At 35.2% G+C, this 24,160-nt stretch carries 24 protein-coding genes; 14 read left to right on the top strand and 10 right to left on the bottom strand.

The genetic code is table 11. The features are described 5' to 3' along the window. The first annotated feature begins 1,671 nt into the window (after positions 1–1,671). Positions 1,672–2,733 (top strand): hypothetical protein, encoded by a 1,062-nt coding sequence (locus tag F1Z66_RS12100; RefSeq protein ID WP_149863876.1) that lies wholly within the window; start codon positions 1,672–1,674, stop codon positions 2,731–2,733. Between the two features lie 21 nt (positions 2,734–2,754). On the opposite strand, the gene F1Z66_RS12095 is transcribed toward F1Z66_RS12100, so the two are convergent. Next, positions 2,755–3,252, bottom strand: a complete 498-nt coding sequence (locus F1Z66_RS12095; protein WP_149863875.1) for a hypothetical protein — start codon at positions 3,250–3,252, stop codon at positions 2,755–2,757. A gap of 56 nt (positions 3,253–3,308) precedes the next feature. Here F1Z66_RS12095 and F1Z66_RS12090 point away from each other — a divergent pair, with 56 nt between their 5' ends. After that, the gene (locus tag F1Z66_RS12090; protein ID WP_149863874.1) at positions 3,309–3,929 is read left to right on the top strand and encodes a hypothetical protein; all 621 of its coding nucleotides are present in this window, start codon (positions 3,309–3,311) and stop codon (positions 3,927–3,929) included. A gap of 22 nt (positions 3,930–3,951) precedes the next feature. On the opposite strand, the gene nadX is transcribed toward F1Z66_RS12090, so the two are convergent. The 4 genes from nadX to F1Z66_RS16105 form a co-directional block, all read right to left on the bottom strand. Further along, positions 3,952–4,791 (bottom strand): aspartate dehydrogenase, encoded by an 840-nt coding sequence (gene nadX / locus F1Z66_RS12085; protein ID WP_149863873.1) that lies wholly within the window; start codon positions 4,789–4,791, stop codon positions 3,952–3,954. A gap of 53 nt (positions 4,792–4,844) precedes the next feature. Then, entirely contained in the window at positions 4,845–5,348 is a 504-nt protein-coding gene (purE, locus tag F1Z66_RS12080; protein WP_438502946.1) for a 5-(carboxyamino)imidazole ribonucleotide mutase, read from the bottom strand. Positions 5,349–5,500: 152 nt separating this feature from the next. Further along, on the bottom strand, positions 5,501–6,697 hold the full coding sequence (gene purK / locus F1Z66_RS12075) for a 5-(carboxyamino)imidazole ribonucleotide synthase (protein WP_230207543.1): 1,197 nt from the start codon (positions 6,695–6,697) through the stop codon (positions 5,501–5,503). A gap of 65 nt (positions 6,698–6,762) precedes the next feature. Next, on the bottom strand, positions 6,763–7,416 hold the full coding sequence (locus F1Z66_RS16105; protein ID WP_230207542.1) for a 4Fe-4S dicluster domain-containing protein: 654 nt from the start codon (positions 7,414–7,416) through the stop codon (positions 6,763–6,765). A 96-nt stretch (positions 7,417–7,512) separates the two neighbouring features. Here F1Z66_RS16105 and F1Z66_RS12065 point away from each other — a divergent pair, with 96 nt between their 5' ends. Next, positions 7,513–7,995, top strand: coding sequence for a phosphopantetheine adenylyltransferase (locus F1Z66_RS12065; RefSeq protein ID WP_149863871.1), 483 nt, complete (start codon positions 7,513–7,515; stop codon positions 7,993–7,995). A 70-nt stretch (positions 7,996–8,065) separates the two neighbouring features. Next, a complete protein-coding gene (locus F1Z66_RS12060; RefSeq protein ID WP_149863870.1) occupies positions 8,066–8,398 on the top strand; it encodes a hypothetical protein in 333 nt (110 codons plus the stop codon). A 30-nt stretch (positions 8,399–8,428) separates the two neighbouring features. On the opposite strand, the gene F1Z66_RS12055 is transcribed toward F1Z66_RS12060, so the two are convergent. Both F1Z66_RS12055 and F1Z66_RS12050 read right to left on the bottom strand, forming a co-directional pair. Continuing rightward, positions 8,429–8,719, bottom strand: coding sequence for a hypothetical protein (locus tag F1Z66_RS12055; RefSeq protein ID WP_149863869.1), 291 nt, complete (start codon positions 8,717–8,719; stop codon positions 8,429–8,431). 10 nt (positions 8,720–8,729) lie between these two features. Continuing rightward, positions 8,730–9,986 carry a tryptophan--tRNA ligase gene (locus F1Z66_RS12050; protein WP_149863868.1) on the bottom strand — a complete coding sequence of 419 codons (1,257 nt, stop codon included), beginning with the start codon at positions 9,984–9,986 and terminating at the stop codon, positions 8,730–8,732. Positions 9,987–10,054: 68 nt separating this feature from the next. Between F1Z66_RS12050 and pheS the strand changes: the two genes are divergently transcribed. Both pheS and pheT read left to right on the top strand, forming a co-directional pair. Then, entirely contained in the window at positions 10,055–11,620 is a 1,566-nt protein-coding gene (gene pheS, locus F1Z66_RS12045; RefSeq protein ID WP_159357578.1) for a phenylalanine--tRNA ligase subunit alpha, read from the top strand. Then, entirely contained in the window at positions 11,608–13,305 is a 1,698-nt protein-coding gene (gene pheT / locus F1Z66_RS12040; RefSeq protein ID WP_149863866.1) for a phenylalanine--tRNA ligase subunit beta, read from the top strand. The genes pheS and pheT overlap by 13 nt, the downstream gene beginning before the upstream one ends. Positions 13,306–13,542: 237 nt before the next feature. Here pheT and F1Z66_RS12035 read toward each other — a convergent pair whose 3' ends face one another. Then, positions 13,543–13,854 carry a translation initiation factor eIF-1A gene (locus F1Z66_RS12035; protein ID WP_134482826.1) on the bottom strand — a complete coding sequence of 104 codons (312 nt, stop codon included), beginning with the start codon at positions 13,852–13,854 and terminating at the stop codon, positions 13,543–13,545. Positions 13,855–14,044: 190 nt separating this feature from the next. Here F1Z66_RS12035 and msrB point away from each other — a divergent pair, with 190 nt between their 5' ends. Further along, positions 14,045–14,440, top strand: a complete 396-nt coding sequence (msrB, locus tag F1Z66_RS12030) for a peptide-methionine (R)-S-oxide reductase MsrB (protein WP_149863865.1) — start codon at positions 14,045–14,047, stop codon at positions 14,438–14,440. A gap of 65 nt (positions 14,441–14,505) precedes the next feature. Then, positions 14,506–15,858 (top strand): hypothetical protein, encoded by a 1,353-nt coding sequence (locus F1Z66_RS12025; RefSeq protein WP_149863864.1) that lies wholly within the window; start codon positions 14,506–14,508, stop codon positions 15,856–15,858. 879 nt (positions 15,859–16,737) lie between these two features. Here F1Z66_RS12025 and F1Z66_RS12020 read toward each other — a convergent pair. Together F1Z66_RS12020 and endA are read right to left on the bottom strand one after the other, a co-directional pair. After that, a complete protein-coding gene (locus F1Z66_RS12020; RefSeq protein ID WP_149863863.1) occupies positions 16,738–17,160 on the bottom strand; it encodes a DUF6659 family protein in 423 nt (140 codons plus the stop codon). A gap of 53 nt (positions 17,161–17,213) precedes the next feature. Next, the gene (endA, locus tag F1Z66_RS12015; protein WP_149863906.1) at positions 17,214–17,900 is read right to left on the bottom strand and encodes a tRNA-intron lyase; all 687 of its coding nucleotides are present in this window, start codon (positions 17,898–17,900) and stop codon (positions 17,214–17,216) included. Between the two features lie 50 nt (positions 17,901–17,950). Between endA and F1Z66_RS12010 the strand changes: the two genes are divergently transcribed. From F1Z66_RS12010 to F1Z66_RS11985, 6 genes are all read left to right on the top strand, one after another. Continuing rightward, complete coding sequence (locus F1Z66_RS12010) at positions 17,951–18,448, top strand: 50S ribosomal protein L16 (protein WP_149863862.1); 498 nt, start codon at positions 17,951–17,953, stop codon at positions 18,446–18,448. A gap of 469 nt (positions 18,449–18,917) precedes the next feature. Beyond that, positions 18,918–20,105 (top strand): phosphoglycerate kinase, encoded by a 1,188-nt coding sequence (locus tag F1Z66_RS12005; RefSeq protein ID WP_159357579.1) that lies wholly within the window; start codon positions 18,918–18,920, stop codon positions 20,103–20,105. Between the two features lie 83 nt (positions 20,106–20,188). After that, a complete protein-coding gene (locus F1Z66_RS12000; protein ID WP_201448621.1) occupies positions 20,189–21,379 on the top strand; it encodes a geranylgeranyl reductase family protein in 1,191 nt (396 codons plus the stop codon). A gap of 25 nt (positions 21,380–21,404) precedes the next feature. After that, positions 21,405–21,584, top strand: a complete 180-nt coding sequence (locus F1Z66_RS11995) for a zinc finger domain-containing protein (protein WP_134482821.1) — start codon at positions 21,405–21,407, stop codon at positions 21,582–21,584. Between the two features lie 5 nt (positions 21,585–21,589). Further along, positions 21,590–21,871 carry an elongation factor 1-beta gene (locus F1Z66_RS11990; protein WP_149863860.1) on the top strand — a complete coding sequence of 94 codons (282 nt, stop codon included), beginning with the start codon at positions 21,590–21,592 and terminating at the stop codon, positions 21,869–21,871. Positions 21,872–21,895: 24 nt separating this feature from the next. After that, complete coding sequence (locus tag F1Z66_RS11985) at positions 21,896–24,103, top strand: CDC48 family AAA ATPase (protein ID WP_149863859.1); 2,208 nt, start codon at positions 21,896–21,898, stop codon at positions 24,101–24,103. Positions 24,104–24,160: the final 57 nt, after the last annotated feature.

Below are 24,160 nucleotides of genomic sequence, written 5' to 3'. Positions count from 1 at the left end.
TTCAGAATAATAATTTTAGAAAGGGGTCTTGATTTATCAAAAAACGAAGGCAAAAGTATGTTATGGAGAATAACTTCTATGGGTTTTTTTTGTAGTTCATTTGGGTCGGATTTTCAAGCACCTGTAATCCCATAAATCGTAATACTTGTACAATTCACTTTCCCAAAAAATTTCCAATAGAACTGCTGTTGAGGGAAAGAAATATTTTAAAATTAAGATTTGTGGAGGAATATAATAAGTAGCCTCAATGGGCCGATATATTTAGTACCATATCAATTCATTAGTATCTAAACACGTATATTTAAAATCTAATTAGACAAATATTTTATAAAAATATCTACAAAGTATGTTATATACCTTGAAACAATTGGCTTTAAATGAGTTATGTAAATTACATTTTAGATCCAAGTAATTGGAAGTATTAGTAATTGATTTAATTCACCAAACATGTGATCCATACTTAAATTACTAATTCAATACATTTAATTTCTTGTCAATCCTTGCTTATCATTTATAAAGCTTATGGTGTATAGATATATTAAGGAAAATTAATTAAATAAATGTGTCGCAAGTGACAGAACTTTTTTGTTTTTCTATATCTCATCCTAAATAACAATGAATCTATCTATAGATATCATAGATAGAAGATATCAGTGCATCTATAAGTTCTTCCTCATAGTATTTAAGGGTTACTGAATAATTTAGAAATAATGTGATACTAATTCAAAAAAAGGAAATTTTGTATTTTTATTCTTAATATTCGGCCTCTATAAATGTAATATAGTCCCTCTATTGTTTAGAAGAAAAAAATAGTAAAATTTTTGCAAGGTTCTTTGAAAATGACATTGTTTGTTATATGATAATTGTAAAAGATAGGTATATCAAAATACCACTTTTTAGGTTTAATCATTTTATCAATACCTTGTCAATTTCATCTAAATTATTAACTCAAATTCAATAGGTAGGGAAAGACCGAAAAAAAGTGAGTTCCAATATCAAAAGGATACAAATGGGGTATCGACTGCTAATTTTCCATGAGTTGGATGGGTAAGCCTCATTTATTAAGAATGGTAAATATGATTTTAGATTATCGTCACACGGATAAAATTGATGCTCTATATTACAGATTTTATCTGATTGACTTAATTAAATATTAAATAGTAGAGCCGACTGTAAGGTCGGAAAAATCAAACGCAATTATGATGATAAATCGGAAAAAGTATACATTCTGATCTGTTTATATCTTAGTATTTGTGACTAAGCAATTCCATTTTGGAACAAACATTTGGGTAGGTTTGATCGTGTCAGCACAAATATTTTATTAGGAAAGAAGAGATGTGTATGCAAAATTCATGATGATTTTGTTTGATTTTCAATAATTATAATAAGAGAAATTATCAATCACTCATTTTTTTTCTTCAAAGCCCCAATATTTCATGAGATCTTTCTCAAATTTTGTGGTTTGGTCATCGCTCAGAGGATCACCACAGTTTTTGCAACTTGGAACTACTTTCATCCCATACAATTTAAAATCCACATCATAAAAATGAATCTTTGAGCAATTGCACATATATTGAGTCTATTGTGTTGTCTACCAATTTATCTTTTCCCTATATACGACTTTTCAACACTGGTAAACATTTAAAGAGTAATCTGTCCATATTAGTACAAATGAATAGAAGAAAAAGTCTAAGTAATTTAACTGTATTTTTTCTGATTTTGATGCTTGGAATTTCCGCACTACATTTGAATCCATTTCTGAATACTGCTTTTGCTCAGGGGGATGCTTGGTACGTAGGAAAAGGTGCTAAAGCCGATACTTACTATACTTATGAAATTAAGAATGCTGATACGAATCAAGGTCAACCATTTACTATGACTATTTATTTAAAAGAGTACAATGAAACTGGTAAATATTGGATTGCTCCTACTTTCGTAGTTGACCGTGGTCAGGTCTACAACGGAACTTTATACCTTAGCGATTTGGACATGACTGCATTGGGGTCCTCTCCAATTCCAAAGGAAATGGCAGAATACAGGGGTGCATATGCTGTAACTTTAACGTGGCTATCCGCATTTGTCCCTAAACCTGGTTTGTCTCTCAATGCTCCATATTGGGGTAAGATAGCCGCTATTGGGGGTTCTGCAATTGCGCCATCTGATTCAGCAAAAGTAACAACTCCTGCTGGTTCTTTTGATACGCGAGTTATAACATGGCACAAGGGAGTCGACAATCATATATACATAAATAAGGACATGCCTTTTCCAGTAAAGGCAGAGACTTTCGCAGATGTGACTTCAGGTAACCCACCGATTCAATATGCATTTGAACTTAAAGCCACCGGGCAAGGCGAACCACCAACTCCTACGAGTGTTCTAGAGACTCCAAAACCACCATTAACCATAAAGACACCGAGGGGTACTTATAATATTCAATTGTTGTGGGAACCAGTGGATATCAAAGCAGGTAACGCTACAAATTTCGGTGTGGTATTTACTGACGACAGGGACAACATCGTACCGCGTTCCACATTTAGTTACACAGTAATGGATGAAAACAGAACTGTGATAGATAAACAGGAGCGCCAGAGAGCTGATGACGGTACCGGACAATTCTCATATACGTTTGATACACCGGGTACAAAGTATCTGCGAGTATCAATAGATACTGCATCAGGACAAGATATGGGAATGTTTGTAGAATCTGCGACATTTATGCTAGTTGTAAGCTAGCATAATGGCTCGTATCAATAGCTATTTTTTTCTATGGGGATAAATATTTTCCAATAACCAGTTTGAAAAATCTTGTACTTTAGAATCAATTTTACACCAGAGGTGCAACGAGCCAGGTAGGATTTCGATTCTATCGTTTCCAATCGAGTTCTTGTTAAACAAAATTCGAACTCCTTCTTTTCCTTCATACATGTATGCATCATATACACCAATTTGACTATCAAAAACCTCAAATGCCTTTTCCTTAATCAATTCTCTTGCAATAGGAAATTTTTTACTAAATTTGTCAAATACTAGACTCAGGTTCTCTGATCCATAATCTTGAACTTGGTAAATCTTGTTTTGATCAGGAAAGTGTAATTCCAATGTAAGTCCGTACCTTGATCCCACGAATCGAGCTAACTCGTTGACTTTAACGAACACCATCTGAGGGTTCTTTCTAACTCTGGAAATAAAGAAATCATTATTTGTGTTGAGATTATTGCTTAAATCTAAAAGCAAATTTGTAAACTCATTCAATATATAATAACCTTTTAAAGTTTAATAAATAAGTTAAAAAGATAGAAATAATTGGTATGTTCGCATCTGATGGAGATTCTGAAAGAGCTACCAGTATAGAGGATTATCAATATACTTGCAGCGAATTTATTAGAGATATAAGCAAGGACTACAAAGACTGGGTGGAGAGATATCAACTTGCTCCTGAAGAGGATGCAAAAAGAAGAAGGGTAATTGATTATATGGTAGAGAATACAAACAAATTAATTTATCAATATGGGGATTCAATCAAAAAAATTGATATTATTATGAACGATGGGATTAATAAAATGGCTGAGTCAACTGCTGGTTACCCCTTCAAAATTGAAATTACTGCCCTAGATCAAAGTAGATACATCATGCATGACAAAAAACCAATTAAATTGAATTTAAAATCTTATCCCAGAAATAATAGACAAGTAAAAATGACAAATTATGATAAAGACAATATTTTTCTTTTAAACTCATCTTCTCCCGTGGATATTAGTTATAGCGATAAGAGCTTTGATTTATCTGATTATTTAGATGAATACATAATAATTAAACCCAAAAATATTGATTTTGAAGATACTATATCTATTACCGTGAAAATTGAGGAATTAGATAATAATGTGGTAATGGAGAGCAGGGGATTTACTACACTGCTAATTGTTAGATAAAATTCAATTGCCAATATCATAATCAAGAACCAATTTTAAATCCCTTATCCGATATTGATCTCAAACATTCTATGGCAGATAGTATAGCAAGGTAACTGGTCTTAGGATTATCAGGACTGGGATCGTTTTTTACTCTTATGAGGAACTCTCCAAACTTCCACTTTACAACTATTTCATGTTGATTTCTCTCATAGGAAGGATCAATACAAACCATTACCTTTGTTTTTTTAAAGCCAACACCTGCTAGGCTTACTAGGGCTGATACATTTACATTTGAGGGGAATTGTTTTATAGCTTCGAGTGCATCACCCTCAAATACAATTGTCTTTTCTTTGAATGATTCGACATTGATTCCTCTTTCTCGAAAGAAAGGTGCTCCTTTAAGGGATTTAGCTGGTTTCGTAGTGATAAGAGTTATATCTGTGATAAAATCGCGAATAGTTCTGAGTATATCTGAACCTCCAATTGCCCCGGTGGGTAAATAAACTCGGTTACCTTTCTTTTTCATTATCTCTGTCGTTGTTTCATAAAAGTCAGGGTCTGAAAAAGCCCCGATACTCATAATCATCATATCTTTATCATGATTTAATATGGAATTTGTATATGCTTTGGCTGCAGCAATTGATGCAGATTCTATTAAAAGATGTGTATCTCTAAACTCTTTTGAAGTGATAAACTTGTCAAAATCTGCGTAGAGTCCAATATGTTTGTTTTTCAGATTCTTTTCTAACAAGTTTAATTTTTCATCTTCTTCGTCGTATAGTGCAACTAACCTAAAACCTAAAATTTTGCCGTCGTTTAGATAGTGAGCCAATTGACTTCCTATCGCACCGCAGCCTATAATCGCAATATTTTTGGTCACTTTGTTCTAATATGAAAAAGCAATCATGCAATTTATGAACTTCTTATTGCATGTTAAGATGATCCGTTACCAAAATAATTTTTATACCCTAAATCTGCTAATTTAGAGTTCTTTAAATCAACCTCATCTCTCATTTTCTTTTTATATTCCAAAAGTTTGTCTAAAATCTCAGGATCAGAGGTAGCAAGAATTGAACAAGCCAGAATGCCGGCATTTTTGGCCCCATTGATTGCCATTGTTGCTACAGGAATACCCGGTGGCATCTGTACTATAGAATACAATGAATCAACTCCTCCCAAGGTATTTTTCAAACTACCTATCGGAACGCCCACTACTGGTAAAGTAGTGAGGGAAGCAACCATGCCTGGTAAATGTGCAGATCCTCCTGCCCCGCAAATAATTACTTTCAATCCCCTTTTTGTGGCGGTTTCGGCATATTCATACATATTGTTTGGTGATCTATGCGCTGACACAATTCTTAATTCGAATGGAATTTCAAACTCCTCTAATATTTCTAAACTCTCTTGCATGACTGGCAAATCAGAATCACTGCCCATTATTACGCCAACGACCGGGCTTGGGGAAGAATTAGATTCATGACCCTTTAGCAGATGATCGTTGCTTGAAGTACTGCTCGACCTGGGAATTGCTAAATTCTTAACATTTTTCTTTGATCGCATCAAATAACGATCATACAACTGTTATGCCATCAATTTGAACATTTAGAAACCTGATGAAGTAACTCAATTCGAATGGCATCTTCTATTGTATATTTTAAAGATGTCGGGTCCAGATTACTTCCAACAACCGTTACATGTCCTAATTTTCTTTTCGGTTTGGTCTCTAATTTGCCATAAATGTGTAAATGGCAACCCGGTATAGAGAAAAGTCCTCTAATGCCACTTATTGCATATGGGCCAGCAAGGTCATGGGGTCCCAATATATTCATCATTACTGCATCTGACAATAAGAAAGGCTTTGGCATCGGGAGGTTCAAAATTGCACGCAAGTGTTGTTCAAATTGGGATATTGAACAAGCTTCAATAGAATAATGTCCCGAATTGTGAGGTCTGGGAGCAATTTCATTGATCATCACTTCGTCATTATCGTCGACAAACATTTCAATCCCAAAGATGCCTACACTTTCAAGTGATTCCACAGTCCTAACGGCCATATCGATTGCTTTCCGTTTTACTTTGTCGTCTATTCTGGCTGGGACGATTGTAGTTATGAGAATATGATCTTCATGAATATTCTCAACAACAGGAAAATAAGAAATACATCCAGATGGGTTCCTAGCAATCATGATAGAAATTTCCTTTCTAAATCGGACAAACTTTTCTAGCATACACTGGCGCCCTGAAAAAAACTGCAACGCCTGGCCTACTTCACCTTCAGAACGAATCAGATAGTTTCCCCTGCCATCGTAGGAATCCTCACATGCTTTGAGGAGAACCGGAAATTCGAAGGATTTGCAAACCCGTTTTGCCTGTTCTTCATTTTCAACTATTTCAAAATCAGGTACATTTATTTTATTATCCCTAAGGAATTTTTTTTGTCGGTATTTATTTTGTATTATTTGCAATACCTTTGATGACGGGTAAACAATTTTACCCTCTTCTTCTAGTCTCTCCAAAGCCTTTACGTTTGCTAGCTCGATTTCAAAAGTCACAATATCAACTTTTTTTGATAATTCGTAAATTTTTTCTGGATCTGAAAAATGTCCTTCCATTACTATATCGGCAACTCCAGAAGCAGGGCAATCCAGGCTTGGGTCCAACACAATGACTTTCATAAACATTCTTTTCGCCTCCATTGCGATCATTTTACCAAGCTGGCCACCTCCAATTATGCCTAGTATAATTGGATGGCCGACTGCGAACTTCCCATCGATCAGAGTCAACAAATTTAAGAAAAATTCACCTTTTTATAAAGGTAAGAATTGTTCCGATAATCGTACCCGCTGATCGGTTATTTCTTAAATATTTTTATTGCCTGAGGAGGGCACACGTTTTCACAAGCCAGACAAAATATGCAGTCTTTTTCTCTAATCATAAATGGCTTTCTTTCTGATGCAGGATGACCTGGCGTATCCAACCATTCATATACGTTAACAGGACATGCGTCAATACAAGCACCATCTGATACACAAATATCAAAATCTACACAAACATCTGTTCCCCAAATACCTAACTGACCCGGAGCATCGTACGGTCCCCATACTTGAATTCCCTGAAACTTTCCGGCAGGCTGTCTGGAGGATTTAAACCCTACATCTATAGGACCTTCAGCGGCGGTATGATTAGTTCCAGTACCGGTTAATGGAAGATTAGAGGAATCCATAGAAGCGGGAGCATTACTCTGTGTTGAAACTTGTTGCGGAATAGATGCAGCGCTGGGAGGGGCTCCTGCTGCAGTCTGCACAGCTTGAACGGGTACATTTGATGCTCTTGTTGCAGCCACTCGTTTTGTCTTTTCCGCTTCGACTGCTGCCAAAATTTTTTGACGTTTAACCGGGCAAAGCTGGGAGTGAACTTCAATGATACTTTGTAACGTAGTTGGATTCAAATGGGTTAGCAGAGATCCACAATCTTCACAAACATATTCAGTGACTGCAGCTGTCAATAAATCTATTTCTTCCGCGACATATTTATAAATTTGTCACCTCAAAGTATTCCCATGTGTTTAAAACGTTTTATTTAGCTTCGGAGGAGGATTATTTTGAAGAAGAAATACAGAAATGTTGCAATGGGTGGAACTTTTGATGTTTTGCATCTCGGTCATCTCGACCTTTTAAAAAAGGCATTTGATATTTCGTTTTACGTTGTAATAGGATTAACATCCGATTATTTTGCCAAAGAAAGGTTGAAAAAGAACTTGAAAAATCCTTTTGAAATTCGTTTAAATAATTTAAAGGCTCTGATTACTAGAGAAATAGGATCAACATCTTTTGAAATCACAAAATTAGAAGAAGAATTTGGACCTTTAATACTATCCAACAAGATTGATTGTTTGGTAGCGAGTTCTGAGACTAGTAAAAAAGGGGAGCTGATCAATAAACTTAGAACAGATAAAGGTTTAGATGCTATAGATATTATTACAGTGGGATTACGGATGGCCGATGATGGTCTGCCAATTTCATCTACTAGAATAAGAAACCATGAAATAAATCCTTATGGTAAGGTATTGGGTTCGAAAAAATAATCTTTCTGATAAATAATAGTTGATCTGCCAGAATAAAATGTTAGAAAAAAAAACTTCTATGGATTGAATCATGAAAAATGGAATTGATGACCTAATTGTAGATTATTGTAATAACCTCTCAAATTTAAGCGCAGGAATGGAGCCTGAAATTCTTGCCTATTGGTATAAAAGGATAGAGGACAAAGCAAAGGAAGTTTGTTCAAAAGAGATCGGAGAAAAAATAATTTTTAAGCAAGACAGAATCTTGTGGATGAAATTTGACCTTCGTGTTTCAAAAAGAGCAGTACCGTTGGTGTTAGATATAATTCGTCAGTATATCCCTCTTATGCCGTATTCAACATCATTATACTTTGAAAAAGTCTATCAACTGATACTAGATGAATACAACAAAGATTATGTATAATGAGTTAGTATTAAAAAAATATTTTTCGTTTTAGGAGAAATAAAATATGGCCCTGTCTTGTTCGTAGTTCGTATGCAAGACATTTACCTTGTCCTCAGTTACAATGTTAAAGAAATTATGTAGTTTTTTTGCAGTCTCGAAATTCTTTAAAAGAATACTATGATGCGATCCATCCCTCAACCTCACGACAATTTCAGAATCGATAATCTTTACTATTTCAGACACAAAAATCGATTCATCCTTCTGTTTTGAAAAGATACTTGCAAGTTTCTCAGCCTCATAAGAGTCCAAACAGCGAAATTCAATTTTATTGCTTTCCATAGGTCGGATGTCAATTAAATCCTATCTTTTCATCATTATTATATTTACCATCTATCATAAATTCATCAATTCGATTTTTCGCTTCCTGTCTTTTGCGATGTATATCTTTTATAAATGGTATTACGCCTTTTATTAAATCACTTTTGCATTCTCCACAGAGCAAATTACCAGTAGTACAATCCTCAAATCTAAGTTTAGATTCCTCTTCGTCATCAAATAAGTATTTCAGATACCAATAAACAGGGCATATCCTTGCGTTAGCCCCGAGTTTTCTCTGCAAGTATACCGTTGGTTGTCCTCCCGTAAACATATTCTTGATCTTTCTTTCCAATATTTCGGGTTCATCAGTCGTAAACAGGGCCGTATCTGGCTTTGATGATGACATTTTACCTCCGCTCATTAAACTTGGAATAAATTTGCTGTGAATCTGAGCGGGTTTCGGATAGCCTAACTTTTCAGCGATATCTCTAGTAATACGCCAATATGGATCTTGATCTATTGCTGCAGGAATCAGAACAGGTGTAGGTTTGCCCTCAATCAATGAAGGTAGAAAGCAAGGCGCACCCTGAATAGGGGGGAACCCTATCATGCCGAGATTAGTGGAATTGGTAAATCCAAATACCGCCTTTGCGGTAGAAAATGTTATCCTTTTTGCAATTTCAATCGATACCTTATACAGGTATTTGATGTCTTTGGTATTAATTATAATTCTAGTTTTTTTTGGATCAAATCCAACCGAAATTATGTCTAAAATATTCTCATAAGTGTATCTGGATATCATTTGAGAGTCTGAATATTCATTAAACAAGAATTTCTCATCATCAGTTATCTGAAATAGTAACTTCGAATTGAATTTTTCTTGCAGAAATTTAGTAAATATCCAAGGCATTAAATGACCTAGGTGGACAGGACCGGAAGGCCCCCTGCCAGTATAGAGATAAAATTTGTTTCCGCTTTCATACTGCTTAAGTATGACATCGAGGTCACGATGAGAAAAGAAAAATCTTGTCTTCAAGAACTTATGGTTATCTCCAGTTATTTCCGTTAATTTTTGAATTAGGTTCTCATCGATCACGGAGGTTCCAAACTTTTCAATTAATTTTGAGTAATCAATATCGCCTTTAACTTCCCATGGAGTGACACTTACTCCACTTTCTTGATTCGTAACGGGTGAATTATCATTCTCAGGAGAAGGCGAAACCAAACCGTTATTACTATTGCTTTTACTCTCCAATCCTGATTTTTGATTTCTTTCCCCTTCTGACATTCTAAATTTTTATTTCCCTCTCCAAAGTTTAAACGTTTAAAAAGACTAATTCAATTTTTTTAGTTATAGTGAATCAGGATAGACTGGACAGGGTTGATAAATCTCCCGATGAACAAAAAAGTGGACGTTCTGTCTCATCCCTACATCCGATTGAAAGGAAAATTCTTTCCATACTTCGATTTAAGGAAGATTGGATAACTGATGAGGAATTGGCGGCAGAATCTAATCTGACTTTAGATCAAATCCGCAGGGGTGTAGAATGGCTAAAGTATAAAAATTTAATTCAAATTGATGAGTTTAACGATGTTAGTTTCGCATTAAGCAAATCCGTATTGGATGCTGATAAATTTGTGCTTCCAGAAAGAAAACTAGTCAATACGATTCAGGCAGGTACAAGTGTTATTCCACAGATTATTAAGAGTAGTAGTTTTAAAGGTAATAGCAATGAACTTTTTGGAGCTATTCGATACTCAAAGAAAAACCACTGGGTCCATATTGAAGGCGATAAAATCAGTTTGCTTGACGATGTACTACAACAATCAGATGAGGAACAGTTAATTGATAAACTGTTTGCATCAAAAAGGTTGCTTTTGTCAAAACTTGATAGTAAAGACAAGGCCTCGTTTGAAGATTTAAAAAAGCGACCAAATATTCTGACTTTAGAAAAGATTGTTAAAAAGAGAATAAAATTATCTTTGGACAATACAAAAGATATTGATGATCTTTTAAAAACTGGCGATAGAATTTCTCGAAAAATGAGTAAAGATATCTTGATATCTGGGGAATGGAAGAATATTGAATTTGAGCAACTTGATGTGGAAGCTCCGTTACCACTTTTCAATTGTGGGATGAAAAATCCATTAATTGATTTCATTGATGAAGTTAAAGAAATCTTAATTGGAATGGGATTTTCGGAAATAGAAGGCAGTTTTACTCAACCTTCATTTTGGAATTTTGATGCTCTATTTATTCCGCAGGATCATTCTGCGAGAGAAATGCAAGACACCTTTTATTTGAAATCAAATCAAGGCCTTTCGTATGCATTGGAAAAAGAAAAATTACTCATTGAATCTGTTTCCCAAGTCCATAAAGAATGCTGGAATACACTTTGGAACAAAGAAGAATCTAGACCTTATGTTCTAAGAACTCATACTACTCCCGTAACTCTGCAATATTTGTGGCAAAAATCCCCCACATCCGACAAGCTATTTCTAATTGACCGAGTCTTCAGAAACGAGAAGGTGACTTATAAACACCTGATAGAATTCCATCAAGTAGAAGGTATTTTTACAAGTAAAGATGCCAATTTGAGACAGCTTATTGGAATTCAATCAGAGTTTTATAAGAAGCTAGGTGTAAACAAGATCAAATTTTGGCCAACTTTCTTCCCCTATACCGAACCATCGATGCAGTCAATGGTTTATAATGAAAAATTAAATAAATGGATAGAGCTCTTCGGTATGGGTATCTTCAGAACAGAGGTGACAAAACCACTGGGTATCAAACAACCTGTCCTTGCTTGGGGTGGAGGTTTTGAAAGGTTGGCAATGATCAGGTTTGATTTGGAAGATATTCGCGATTTATATTCAAATAAGTTGAAATGGTTAAAGAGTGTACCTAGATGCCTGTTGTAAATGTAAAATTAAGTGCGATAAAGAATTCCTTTTCTCATGTGACCATAGATAAAATAATCCAGGAGTTGCCATATCTGGGTTTAGATATTGAGGGAAGGGATGAGAATGCTGGTATCATCAGGCTAGAATTTAATCCTAATAGACCTGACTTTTCTTCAGAAAACGGAATTATAAGAAGTTTGAGAGGTCTCTTCGAAACTGAAATAGGTCTACCGCAAATTAATGATATCAAACCAACACAATATGTAGTACAAGTAGATGAAGCAATGCGAGATGTGCGACCATTTATCTACTCATTTGCAACCAAGAGATCTAACCCTCTAACTAATGATGAAATAATGCAATTGATTTCAATGCAAGAGGATTTACATAACGGTTTAGGACGGAAAAGGCGAAAAGCTTCCATCGGAATACACAATTTGGATGTATTGACATTTCCACTTAGATATATTCTCTCAGATAAACATAAAAAATTTCAGCCACTTGATTCAGAGCTCCCCTTAAGTATAGAGGATGTTTTACTACAAACTCAAACGGGGAGAACGTATTCTTATATCTTAGAAGGCATGGAAATGGTTCCCTTATTAATTGACTCTCAAAATCACGTCGTCTCGCTACCACCTATAGTAAATAGCTCTTACACTAGAGTCGACACAAGTACTTCAAATTTGTTAGTCGAGGTAACTGCTACTAATGCAAAGTACGCAAAACAAATGATATCAATTTTGGCATATGAACTCAACGACATGGAATTTAGTTTATTATCTATTGTCACTGATTCTCCCTACCAGGGAAAATTGTTATCTCCTGATTTAACACCTATAATCATGGATGCAAAGATAGCGTCTATTAATGATTTACTAGGAACAAATCTATCACCACAAGATATTATCAAATGTCTTGAGAAATGTCGTTGTAATGGCTCTGTCAAGGATGCAGAGAGTATTGTATGCACTGCACCTAGTTATCGAGGAGATCTATTTGGTCCTCAAGATTTATGTGAAGAGGTCTTGTTAGGTTATGGAATTCGTAATTTATTGCCCGATTATCCATATACTAAGTTGGTGGGCGAGAAAAATGTCCACTCCAAGGCTTTTGAAAAATTGCGCCAAGTTATGATAGGATTGGGGTTCATAGAAATCGTTAATCCTAGTATTTTGTCAGAAACACTTTTTAAAATGTCTTTAGCAAATTTGGACCTTGCTGCGGATGACTCTATATTGATAAACAGTATTGAAAACAACAATCTTGAGATGTTAAGAATGAGACTTTACCCATCAATGGTAAATACTTTATCGGTTAATATCCACGAGAAATATCCTCAGAAACTTTTTGAAATAGGCAAGGTTTTCAAACAGGACGGATCAGGTGTGACAGAAGGGTGGTCTCTTGTAGCAGCCATAGCACATGATTTTACCGACTTTTCTGAAATAAAATCGACACTTGAATCTGTGATGAAATTCTGTTTTGACATTGATATTCAAACTTCGGCCACAACTAAACCTTTTTTGCTTAAAGGCCATTCAGCGCTAGTTTCTTTGAAAAACTCTCCTATTGGTTGTATAGGAGAAGTTCATCCTCAAGTTCTAGAAAATTTTAGTATGAGAACATTGGTCAGTATTTTTGAAATCGATCTATCGTCGGCATTTGAATTACTAGATCTCTACCAAAGGAGATTTTTGTGAATTATCAAAAGTCAAAACATTTTTTTTGATTGCCGCCCCACCAAATAATTATTATCGGGTTCTTGTTGGGCTAGCCAAGTCTATAAGGTAATAAAGTTAATTCATATATCGCCTGATTATTATAGTATCTAACCCCGTCAGAGAGTGCGCGATGAGTTTTACACATAGTGTAAGGCTAACAATGATTCGAATGTGGGTCAGTGGCGGGGTACAGATTGACTTATTCCTCTTGTTTTGTTATCTGTTTAATCCTTCTAAATGGCCCTCTTGTTCTAACTTATCAGCATGAGCACTGATATATCGCCAGATTATATCGGCCTTGTCAGATTGAAAATCCCATGGTGCGATTAAGACCAAATCATTGTCTCTTATCCACATTCTCCTTTTTATTTTCCCTCTAATCCTGCAAGTTCTAATTTTACCATCTGAACTCTTTACAATAATGTTGTCTCCACCAACTAATTTGATGACTCTTCCAAACAGCTCCCCTTCTTGAGGCATAACCAACTCCTTCAAATGGGCTTCATTTAAAACTTTGCGCTTACCTATTTCTAATCAATATTGAGTGCCCAAAAAAGAAATAAATACTTTTATCTTTTCGTAAATTCTACTTTCCTCAAGGTCTCCAAGAAGCAATTACAATCTATTTTGATACACAACAATAAAACTCGGGATTTGTAAGAATAAAGATTCACTTCTGATCTCAAATAATTTTATATATCTTTTTTGGCTCATTATTATGATGGCTGATGTACCATCTGAACTAAACTTGCGAAATTATTTAACACGTGAAGAATATGAGGTGTGTGTTAACAGAGGGACCGAACGACCATTCTCGGGAAATTTATTGTACAATAAAGATAAAGGCATTTATTGTTGTAAATGTTGTGGCACAATGCTATTTGATTCAGATCAAAAATATGATTCACATTCTGGCTGGCCAAGTTTCTGGGCTCCACTAAATGAGGAAAATATTACGAAGAAAATAGATAACGACTTAGGTATCACTCGTATAGAGGTAGTTTGTTCAAAATGCGGATGTCATCTTGGTCATGTATTTGATGATGGTCCAAAGCCTACCGGTCTTAGATATTGCATAAATTCTTTATCTCTCAACTTTGAGAAATCCACTTAATTTGTTGAATCGTAATCCCATCTGATATAAGATTATATATATATAAAATAGATTAATTTGTTTTATTGATAAACCTTTTAGAACAAAAAGATTTTGAATATCTTTCTGAAAAACGTTTCTTTGTGATTGGAATCCTTCTTTGCGGGATAGTTATGACATTTAGTCTTTTGGGGGGTAATCAAGTGTGGTCTAGTTCCATCGAGCCGGATAGCAAATTCAACTTTTCTGATACTTATGATTTGAGCAACAATCAGAATGACTCCGTGTATGGTCAGATATCTTCACTTGATAAAAATAACCTTGCACTTGTTTGGCAAGATTCTAATTTCAAAATTACAGGGTCAAATTTGATAGATCGCAATTATGATATCTTCTTTGAAAATTTTGACCTTAACGGCATAATAAAAGATGATCGATTGAATCTGAGTAACAATCCTGGATTCTCAGAACATCCTCACATGGCAGTTTCTGGGAATAATACTTACATTGCTTGGATAGATAATTCAGAAAACGTAAAGCAAGTGTATTTCAGGCATAGTGAAAACACTGGCCAAGATTTCTATAATACTACCATACTTAGTAGTAACGAGAGCCAGGCCTCTAATGTTGACGTTAGCGCTGAATCTAATTTCGTATATGTAACTTGGCAAGAAAAAAATTTAGATCGTTCATCTGTGATCTTGAGAATCAGCAGTGATTTTGGCAAAACATTTGGAGATGAAAAAGTGCTTTCAAACTATAGCAGTGATTCATACCCCAGAATCTTCTCACAAAATGGAACTGTATTTGTAACCTGGAATATAGATGTTATAAAATCGTCAGACCCTTTTAATTATAACAATGCCATTTCATCAGAAATTAATCCTGGAATTTATTTTACGATGAGCCGTGATGAGGGAAATACATTTGGTGCCCCGCAACTGCTAAGTAATGCATCTGATTTTAGCTACGGTGAGGCTCAGGTATCAGCATTTAACAACTACGTGTATGTGAGCTGGGTTCAGAAAGATTCTCCACTAACTTTCGGAAATCTGTACGTAGCAAAGAGTGCTGATTATGGCAACAACTTTGAAAGAATTGAAATTCCGTTAAAACCTTACAATATTTTTGATGCTTCAAATTTAGATACTTTTGCTTATGGGGGTAAATTATTTCTGGCACTTGAGGCAAGCGTTAATACAACGACCTCATTGAACGTCGGTATGAAAAAGGAAGGGGGGTTTAACAAGGAAATATTTTTTACCGTGCTATCTCAAAATCTAACTTCGCCTAAAGAAATGTTTAACTTGAGTGAAAATCTTGGAATATCTGAATGTCCTTCGATATCTTTACTCCCTAATGAAAAAATAGTTTCAGTTTCATGGGAGGATTACACACCAGGAAATCATGAAATACTTATGCGTCAGGTGCATTACTGATGACAAAGGCCCGATACCATTCGATAATTATTATTTTTTATTTTTCAAAACCTATTTGGTAATTTGATTCCCTATGATGGGATTTTTGTTTTGGAATTGATTCTGTCTTTGATCCCTATTTAACATTGTACTTTCTAGTGGATGAGTGTGAAGTCTCTGTAGCAAAAAATCGCAACTACTGCACTTCCAGCAACGAGTTTCATCACAGTATTTGCACTTGTACAAAGATGTTAATTCTCTACCACAAGACCTGCAAGATTCCTCGTTGTACATTGGTATTCAAATATTTGATAGCTTCGTGAGTATATAAATTTTATAATGTAATATATAAAAATTATATAATTATCGAAAGGTTGTTATATTTTTTACATTACAAAAAATTATTATAATTTCAGTGGTCATTTGCTATTTTTTTCTAAAATTTAGTTTGACATCAGGTAATCCTTAATTCATAAAGATCCCCTACATAGACGAAATACTATCCGTTTACAAACCCATTTATAAAAGCCGATTAATTTTGAATATCTACGCCATAAAGGAAGAAAAATGTGGTTACAAAACTCGGAAGTCCGGTATATACTCTTCATATTGGTTGAATTATATTCAACTTAATAGGGGGACTATCAAATTCATCATCGTCTTGTAACACGATATGGTATTCCCACAACAATATAACTTTATGGAGTTAAGAATTCAATGTGACTTCTATTCGGTAATAATTGCTGCATGATATGGCTTCTTACATTTAGGACACATGGCGTGGTCGCACATACATTCGATACAGTAATCACTGTTTTGCTCAAATTCTCCTTTATTACCCTTGTAAAAACAAATTTCGCAAACTACCTTTTCCATCTACATAATTCTTTCTAGAGCACTTTATTTAACCTTATCAAGTTTTATTAAATTATTTGAAAGGAATTCAAGAATTTGATCCCTTATTTTGTCAATGTTCGATTGTGAAGAAGCGGACAAGCACAGGATTTCCTCAGAATATGGGAAAGTTAACATAGAAATCTTTTGTTGCTTTATGATAAGGTAATCCACTGGACCAAATTTCTCAGAAAATGATTGAAAAAAGGTAATGTTAGACAGCGATTGCAAATACATGTCTTGCTCCTCATGTTGATTCAGTAAGGGCTCGATACCCTTTCTGAAACCTCCCTCAATTACTTCACCTTCTCTATTTATTAATCCTACAAATCTTATATTGTTGTCAATATTGAAAATTTTATCACAAATCTCTTTTCTCCTCTCTTCGGGGATTCTATTATTATTATTATTATTATTATTGTGATCCATATTTCTAATAAAGTTTACACGAATTATATTCTTATACTCCGGTTTTTAGTGAATTATTTTGACCCCTTATTTTCAAAAAATGATACCCTTGATATTTTATAGTAAATCACTTCTCCTCTCCTTTCCACAACAGCAATGACTGCATTTTTTCCCATAGCCTCAACCTGTTCTAGAGTTCCCACAAACACTGATGCTTTAATGTTCGTACCTTCATTAATGCCAATCGCCACGTATTTAGATGGTTTTTTACCGTAATCACCCCTTTCATACACTCTAAAATCGGTACCAAATCCAAATCCATTTTTCACAACATAGCCTTTGCTTCGCAAATCTCTATAAACTAAGAATTTGGTAAGTAATTTTTTGTCTCTCTTTATAAGAATTTTCAAAAAGTCTGAAAAAGAAAAATCTGATTTATTTTTGTTGTAATTTATTACTAGTTTCTTGTTTTGAAGAAGATATAGCGCCTCAAGTTCATCCAAAAGAAATTCCTTGTTAAAAATATCTCCAAACCCTTTATTTCGAAGCTGATCCTGATGCCTTTGTTCATATACTATGATTTTGCCTTTCTGGGATTGAAATGACGCTTCAACTAGGAAGTTTGATTCTGATTCTGCATCGTTATTTGATTTGGCTTCTTGATGGTCGATCGTATCTCCAAGGCCAAATTTTTCTGGTTTTACTTTATCTTTTGGCTCGGATTCGTTCGCAGAAGATAGACCTTTACCCTGTGGAGACATAACACATAAAAACAGCAACAGGCCACATTTAATCATTAAAAGGGAGTTATATGAAAGGAGTAAATTATCGAGAAATAAAGGGAATGCCTTACGTTAGAAAAGAGTACATTGCAGGAAAACCTCAAATTAAAATCGCTAGATTTGCTTCAGGTCAGGCAAAGGCTGATTATGATTATCTTGTTGAACTAAAGGTTACTGAAAGAATCCAGATTAGACACAACTCATTAGAAGCTGCAAGACTAGCTGCTAATAAGACCATGGCGCAGGCAGGTGATATGACGTTTTTCTCCAGGCTCCGAGTTTATCCTCATGTATTATTGAGGGAAAACAAGATGATAGCTACCGCGGGTGCTGATAGGTTGCAGGAAGGAATGAGAAGAGCCTTCGGGAAAGCAACTGGACTTGCTGCAAGGGTTGAACCTGGGAAAACCATTTATGAAGCACACGTAACCAAAGAAAATCTAGATCTGACAAAAAAGGCTTTCAAGGTTGCCTCAAGTAAAGTCGGCTGCCCAACCATCACCAAAATTACTCCGATCAAGAAATAACCACTATTTTTTAGTTATAGGGCACATTCATTTTCTTTTTGATTAATGTCGGTCTAATTTGATTCATACTTAGCTTATTTATTAAAACTAGGTTTTCTTGTAGGCTATGTATCTTTTTATGTTCTAATAGTTAGGATATAATACGTCATCACAATCTTTTATATTTGAAATCGAGAATAAAATTCAAAGGTCTAATCTTGAAGCTTTAAGTATTATGGACTATGATTTTTATTTTTATTTTTATTTTTATATTCTTGAATATATATAATAGACGCGGTAAAAAAATAATTCGGCCATGGTTTAGTAGATCGGTTAACTTACTAAAACTCATTGGAGTTCCCTTTGAATTATAAATATTTAGGATGTCATTTTTTGATCTTTTATGCTTGACTGTTGTGCTCGATAGTATATAATACATATATTACTATTATTATTTTATTTCCATAAGGCCATGGGACAAATTAAAATATTGACCGATTTTGATGATAAGTTTTTTCGAAATAAAAGAATATTTGTCAGGGTTGATTTTAATGTAAAAGTCAAGGATGATGCGATAAGCGAGGACTATAGAATCAGGTCAGCTGTTCCTACCATTGAGTATTTAGTCAAACGGGGTTCCAAAGTGATACTAGGGTCTCATCTTGATAGACCTAAGGGAAGAGACTTGAGGTATTCCCTAAAGCCAGTATCTAAAAAACTAGCCGAAATGCTATCATCTTTTAATGCCATTGTTCGATTCTCGGATGACTGTGTGGGACCAAAAACAAGTAACATGGTCGATAGTATGGGGGAGGGAGATGTTTTGTTATTGGAAAATTTGAGATTTTATCCTGATGAAGAAAAAAATGAAAATAAATTTTCAGAAAATTTGGCTTCATACGCTGATATCTATGTAAATGACGCTTTCAGCACTTCACATCGCAAGCATTCTTCAACTTATGGGATCGCGAAATATTTTGATACAAGAATAGCTGGGTTCAACTTAGCTCAGGAATTGCGGTATCTGACTCAATTGCGCGAAAATCCCGCAAATCCTTTTACTTTGGTAATTGGTGGCGTTAAAATAAAAGACAAAATTGGTGCATTGGATCACTTGTTGCCTAAAGCCGACAAGGTGCTTGTTGGTGGAGCTGCTTCCTATACTTTCTTAAAGGCAAAGGGATTTTCAGTTGGAGATTCAATTATAGAGGAAGATTACCTGCCTTGGGTTACAAAAGCATTGCAAGCACATAGTGAAAAAATAATCCTGCCTTTAGATCATAAGGTGGCTCGCAGTGAAAATGACGACCAATACCAAATAGTTCAAACCGATATACCTGACAAAATGCGTGGATTTGACATAGGCGACAAGACTATTCAGAAATTTAGTTATGAAATACATAATAATGGTTTGGGAACAATTTTTTGGAATGGGCCAATGGGATTTTTTGAAAAGGAGATGTATTCTAATGGAACTAAAAGTGTAGCTGTAAGCATGGCTTTGGCATATTGGCGAGGAGTAAAAACAGTGATTGGGGGTGGTGACACCTTGGAGGCAATGAGGGTTGCTGGAGTATCCGAAAAAGAAGTAACACATGTTTCTACCGGAGGCGGGGCATCTTTGAGATTCCTTGCTGGAGATGAAATGCCTGGTATTGATATTTTACGGGAAAAATAAAACTTGCATTTTCACGATAAACTGCAAGGTAAAATAGAATAGACAACGTAAATATTTATCGTAATTCGTTTTTTATTTGTTAGTTGTTCAACAAGAATCACGAAAATACCTACGACGCTATAGTCGCCGGAGGCAGCGTTTCTGGATTACTTGCTGCCCGTGAAATGAGTTCTAAAGGCATGAAGGTCATTGTTCTTGAAGAAGATCACGAAATTGGAACTCCTGAACACTGTGGCGGTGTTGTTAGCCAAAAGGGCCTTGAAACCTTGGGAATTATTCCGAGGATTAAAACTATAGATAATGAAATTAAAAGGGCAATAATTAGGACTCGAAATAGAGAATTGGAAATAGATTCATCCAATCAAAAAGTTATTGTTATTGATAGAAGATCATTTGACAAGGAATTAGCCTTTCAAGCTCAATCTTCTGGGGCTGAAATTAACACTAGTAGCGCGGTCCTGAAAAATACCTTTGAAGGTGGTGTCTTTAAGGTTAAGATAAAAGGCGGAGTAGATTTGTATGGGAAATATTTTGTCGATGCAAGGGGTGTAGGTACTCTTGTAAACAAAGGGAAAAGAAGTATACTACCTTCCGGCCAATATGAAATTTATGCACCTTGGATAAATAAGGATACTATCGAGGTAATCTTTGATGCTGACTTGTACCCTGGATTTTTTGCTTGGGTTATTCCCACCGGTGAAGGGAAAGGCAAAGTGGGTGTGGCCGGTAGAAACATCAATCCTAATGAATCTATAAACAATTTTCTAAATAAACGTGGAAAACCTTACTCAATTATAAGGAAAATCTATGCACCTATATGGATTGACGGATATGTCACTCCTTTTTCTATAGGCAAAAACGTTGTAGTGGGTGATGCTGCTGGTCAAACAAAACCTACAACTGCAGGAGGTATTTTTACTGGGGGAATGGGTGGTATATTTGCAGGTAGAGCTATCGCTGATTCGCATGGTGAAAACTATGATGAAAAATACCTTGGAAGATACGAAGACAATTGGACATCTCAATTCGGTAAAGAATTTGACCGACTTAGATTGATGAGAAGTATATTGGAAAGATTGGATAATAAATCCTTAGACAAAATATTTTCTGATATATCACAAAAAACTTTGGAAAAAATTTCCGCGGCAGGGGACTTTGATTTCCATTCCATTGCACTAAAGCAGTTTTTGGATACAAAACTGACATTGAATTTAATTTACACATTGATGGGAAATGAATATAGAAAAGTTGTAAGGGACCTAAGCAAGATATAAATGCGGTTTATGACTTTTTTATTACATGTCAAAGCAGTTGCAATTGCCGGTATGTACATCATGCAATAGGCCTATCATGCCTAATGATGCTTGTGTTAGATTTTATTGTCCAAATTGTGGATATGTAATAATTTGGCGATGTCAAAGTTGTCGAGAATTTGCTAGACCCTACAAATGCGTAGGCTGTGGATTTGAGGGACCTTAATAGAGATGGCCCGATTAGTTGCTAGAATCAAGATTTTACCTGCAGACTCTGAAACTGATGTTGATAAACTAGCTAGTACGTTAAAGGACAATATACCATCTGGTATGGAACTTAAGGCACATGCTAAAGAACCAATTGCCTTTGGCTTGAATGCATTGGTTGGTGATTTTCTTTTAGAGGATGCAGAGGGTGAAATGGAAAAATTGGAAGAATCAATAAAAAATGTTGAAGGGGCTGGAGAGATGCAAGTCATCAATATCAGTAGACAGTCCGTAAAGATGAAGTAGAGAATTTATTACTCCGAAGTTTAGTTGAGCAGAAAAAAAGAAAAGTCCAATCCTGGTGTTCAAAAGGGGAACACCATAAAATTAAAAGTTGCAGAGTGTAGAATTAGAGATGTCGGGAAGAAAAAAGCTATACTCGATAGCGTAACCATGGAAAAGATTGGAGTTAAAGACGGTGACATAATAGAATTAGCAGGAAAAAAGATTACTGCTGTTTCAGTATTCTGTTCAGATGATAAATCAAAAAAAAATAATTTCATTCATATTGATGGACAAACACGACAAAATGCCGGAGTAAGCTTGAATGATTACGTTCTAGTCAAAAAAGCAAATCCTAAACCAGCTGAGAAACTTGTCTTATCCTGCAATACTTCAAAAAATTTTTCAGATGAGTTTATCCTATATTTAAATAACCGATTTGAAGGATACCCCGTAACAAAAGGTGATCAATTTCTGCTTAATTTTTTAGGTACATCGCTTGAGTTTAAAGTCCAAAATACTTTGCCAAAGGAGGTTGTGCGTATTGCAAGGAATACTAAAATAGTAATTAAGATAGGATTAGAAAAATTATATCACGATAGTCATCATGTTACGTATGAACAGATCGGAGGTTTAAAGAATCAGATTACTAAATTAAGAGAAATAGTTGAATTACCATTGCGCCATCCAGAAGTATTTTCCAAAATAGGTATCGAACCTCATAAAGGAATATTATTATTTGGACCACCTGGTTGTGGGAAAACCCTGATAGCAAAAGCTTTAGCGGCCGAATCAAAAGCAAACTTTTTCATAATAAATGGGCCTGAAATTGTGAATAAATATTATGGTGAAACTGAGAGTAAATTGAGAGAGATTTTTCAAAAAGCAAAGGAGTCTGCTCCAAGTATAATATTTATTGATGAGATCGATGCTATTGCTCCCAAACGGGAAGATACGTTCGGTGACGTGGAGAAAAGAGTAGTTGCTCAACTTTTAGCATTAATGGACGGTATGTCTGACAGAGGAAATGTAGTAGTTTTAGGAGCTACTAATAGACCAGACAGTTTGGATCCTGCGTTAAGAAGGCCTGGTCGGTTTGATCGGGAGATTGAAATTGGAATTCATAATGTAGATGGTCGTTATGAAATTTTAAAAATCCATACCCATGAAATGCCATTAGATTCTGATGTTCATTTAAAGGAACTGGCGAGATTACTTAACGGATATACAGGTGCCGACATTAAAGCATTGTCTAGGGAAGCTGCAATGAAGTCGATACGAAGGACACTTACTGACTTCGATTTGGAAAATCAAAACCAAGTGCCTTCTGAAATTCTAAACAGTATAAGGATTAATAATAATGATTTTTTAAACGCAATGAAAGAAATTATTCCGACTGCATTAAGGGAATTTTACGTTGAACCTACCAATATTACATGGGATGAAGTGGGGGGATTGGTCAAAGAAAAGAGCTTGCTTAAGGAAAATCTGCTGTCACCAATAATGACGCCTGAAAGATTCCTTAGAATGGGTATCAAGCCTGCAAAGGGCGCCCTGATTTTTGGGCCTTCAGGATGCGGCAAGACTTTACTTGCAAAATCGTTTGCGAATGAAGGTTCAATGAATATTATTTTTGTTCGAGGACCTGAAGTGTTGTCAAAATGGGTCGGTGAATCTGAGAAAGCGATACGTGAGATCTTTAGAAAAGCAAGATCTTCATCGCCCTGCATAGTTGTTTTCGACGAATTGGACTCTTTGGGCAGACCTCGTACATCTGATGATTTATCAGGCAATGAAAGGGTTTTATCTCAGATATTGTCGGAGATGGATGATTCAGGTAATTTTGGTGTAATTGTAATAGGCATAACTAGCAGGCCCGATTTGTTAGATACTTCATTGTTAAGGCCTGGCCGGTTTGATCTCATTATTTATGTTAGTCCTCCAGACGAACTATCTAGATATGATATTCTTTTGAAGATAACATCTAATATGCCAATTTCATCTGACGTTGATCTCAACAAAATCTCGTCTTTAACAAAAGGATTCAGTGGGGCAGATTTAGTAGCCCTTTGTCGATTTGCAGCGATTAATGCAATTCACAAGAACTCTGACATGATATTTAATTCAGATTTTGAAGAGTCTTTGAATAATGTCAAGCCTTCCATAACAAACGATGTGCACAATTGGTATTCATCGATAGAAAAGAAGTTAACAACTGCAATTCCAAAGTTTAACGACAAAATCTTTTATGGATAAAAACCTTGAATCCATTTATCCATTCTACTCTTTTCTCCCTTTTCTAAACCTATATTA

This window comes from Candidatus Nitrosocosmicus agrestis (assembly GCF_008389435.1).
In the GTDB taxonomy this organism is placed as follows: Archaea; Thermoproteota; Nitrososphaeria; order Nitrososphaerales; family Nitrososphaeraceae; genus Nitrosocosmicus; species Nitrosocosmicus agrestis.
This window is presented reverse-complemented; position numbering and strand designations above follow the sequence as displayed.